3 protein-coding genes are annotated in these 2390 nt (G+C 74.6%); 2 read left to right on the top strand and 1 reads right to left on the bottom strand.

The features are described 5' to 3' along the window. Positions 1-260: glycosyltransferase (locus SSOG_RS11605; RefSeq protein WP_281048075.1), on the bottom strand; the 260-nt coding region annotated here is incomplete at its 3' end. Between the two features lie 125 nt (positions 261-385). Here SSOG_RS11605 and SSOG_RS11600 point away from each other — a divergent pair. After that, positions 386-1174 (top strand): response regulator transcription factor, encoded by a 789-nt coding sequence (locus SSOG_RS11600; protein ID WP_009714410.1) that lies wholly within the window; start codon positions 386-388, stop codon positions 1172-1174. Then, positions 1167-2279 (top strand): sensor histidine kinase, encoded by a 1113-nt coding sequence (locus SSOG_RS11595; protein WP_009714409.1) that lies wholly within the window; start codon positions 1167-1169, stop codon positions 2277-2279. Before SSOG_RS11600 ends, SSOG_RS11595 begins: the two co-directional genes overlap by 8 nt. The last annotated feature ends 111 nt before the right edge of the window (positions 2280-2390 follow it).

Below are 2390 nucleotides of genomic sequence, written 5' to 3'. Positions count from 1 at the left end.
GTCGCAGTCGCAGAAGAGAAGACGTCAGCGTCCGCGGCGAGCAGCCCGGCGTGGCACGCGGCCCCGAAGCCCCGGCGGGGCTCATGGACGACGGTGGCGCCGAGGGAGCGGGCGATCGCGGCCGAGTCGTCCGTCGAACCGTTGTCGACGACGATGGCGCGCCAGCCGGCGGGGATGCGTTCCAGCACCCAGGGCAGGGCAGCGGCCTCGTCCAGACACGGAAGGACGACGTCCGCACGAGAAGCGGTGGAGTCTGTCACCCGGCCCACCCTACGAACGAAAAAGCCACATTCCGGACTTCAGGTCCTTACGAAACGCGGACGTCGCCACCGTCGCCGGGTCCTGGGCGGGACGGCCCGCACGGCCCGGTGCCAGGCTGGAGGGTATGCAGCAGACCTCACCTCCCGGCCGCGTGCTCGTCGTGGACGACGATCCGACCGTCGCCGAGGTCGTCGCCGGGTATCTCACCCGCGCCGGCTTCGCCGTCGACCGGGCCGCCGACGGCCCTGGCGCGCTCGCCCGCGCCGACGCCCAATGGCCCGACCTGGTCGTCCTCGACCTGATGCTGCCCGGCATGGACGGCCTGGACGTGTGCCGGGCGCTCCGCGGCAAGGGCCCGGTGCCCGTGATCATGCTGACCGCCCGCGGTGACGAGGACGACCGGATCCTCGGTCTCGAGATCGGTGCGGACGACTACGTCACCAAGCCGTTCAGCCCGCGCGAGCTGGTGCTGCGGGTGGAGTCGGTGCTGCGCCGCGGCCGTACCGGACCGCGCGCCTCCGCCGGTGTTCGAAGCCATGCCCCCGAGCGGCCGGACCCCGTACTCCGCCGCGCCGGGATCACCCTCGACCCGACGGCCCGCCGCGCCACCAAGGACGGCCGGGAACTCGCCCTCACCCTCCGCGAGTTCGACCTGCTGGCCTTCCTGCTGCGCCATCCCGGGGTCGCCTGCACCCGCGAGGAGCTGATGCGGGACGTATGGGGCTGGGACTTCGGCGATCTGTCCACCGTCACCGTCCATGTGCGGCGGCTGCGCGGAAAGATCGAGGACGACCCCGCCGCACCGCGCCTCATCCAGACCGTCTGGGGCGTGGGCTACCGCTTCGACGCGCCGGACGCGCCGGACGTGCAGGACGCTGGGGCCGGGGCGGGGGAGCCGGACCGCCATGCGTGACGTCCTGCTGATGGCGCTGTTCGCGTTCCTCGGCGCCGCCGCGGCCGGGCTGCTCGGCGCGCTCGCCCTGCGGCTGCTGCGCGGCCGGTCCGTCGTCGTGTCCCTCGCGGTCGTGGCCGCCGTCGCGGTGACGGCCATGCTCGCCGGGACGCTCGCGGTCGCCTGGGCGATGTTCCTGTCCACCCACGACCTGACGGTCGTCACCACCGTCTGCGCCATGGCCGCGGTGGTGTCGCTGGCCACCGCGCTGCTGCTGGGCCGCTGGGTGGTGGCCCGCAGCCATGAACTGACCCTCGCCGCCCGCTCCTTCGGGGACGGCGGCAGCTTCGCCGCCCCCGGCGGCGCGGCCACCGCCGAACTCGCCGAACTCGGCCGCGAACTGGCCGCTACCAGCGCCAAACTGGCCCGGTCCCGGGAGCGCGAACGGGCCCTGGAGTCCTCCCGCCGCGAGCTGGTCGCCTGGATCTCGCACGATCTGCGCACCCCGCTGGCCGGGCTGCGGGCCATGTCCGAGGCGCTGGAGGACGGCGTGGTGGACGACCCGGCCCGCTATCACCGCCAGATCCGCACCGAGGTGGAGCGGCTCAACACGATGGTCGGCGACCTCTTCGAACTGTCCCGCATCCACGCCGGGGCGCTGTCCCTCGCCCCCACCCGGATCTCCGTCTACGACCTGATCGGCGACGCCCTCGCGGGCGCCGACCCGCTCGCCCGCGAGCTGGGCGTCCAGCTGATCGGCGACCCCGTGGACCCCGTTCCGGTCGAGGTCGACGGGAAGGAGATGACCCGTGTCCTCGGCAACCTCCTCATCAACGCCATCCGCCGCACCCCGGCCGACGGCACGGTCGCCGTGGCCGCGCGGCGCGAGGCCGACACCGTCGTGCTGTCCGTCACCGACGGCTGCGGCGGCATCCCGGAGGAGGACCTGCCGCGCGTGTTCGACACCGGCTGGCGCGGCACCCACGCCCGTACGCCCCCGGCGGGCGCCGGGCTGGGCCTCGCCATCGTCCGCGGCATCGTCGAGGCCCACCACGGCCACGCGGCCGTGACGAACGTGGACGGCGGCTGCCGCTTCGAGGTCCGCCTGCCCGCCGCCCGGGCGTAGCCACGCCCGGGCGGTCCTCCGGTTCCGCGGGGGCCGTGTGCTCGGGGCCGGGGAAGGGCGCGTCCCGTGTCCGCCGGTTCCGGGGCGCCCCCGATAGCGTCGCGGTGCTCG

The organism is Streptomyces himastatinicus ATCC 53653, assembly GCF_000158915.1.
In the GTDB taxonomy this organism is placed as follows: Bacteria; Actinomycetota; Actinomycetes; order Streptomycetales; family Streptomycetaceae; genus Streptomyces; species Streptomyces himastatinicus.
Note: the sequence above shows the minus strand (reverse complement) of the source record. Positions and strands in the feature narration are given on the sequence as shown.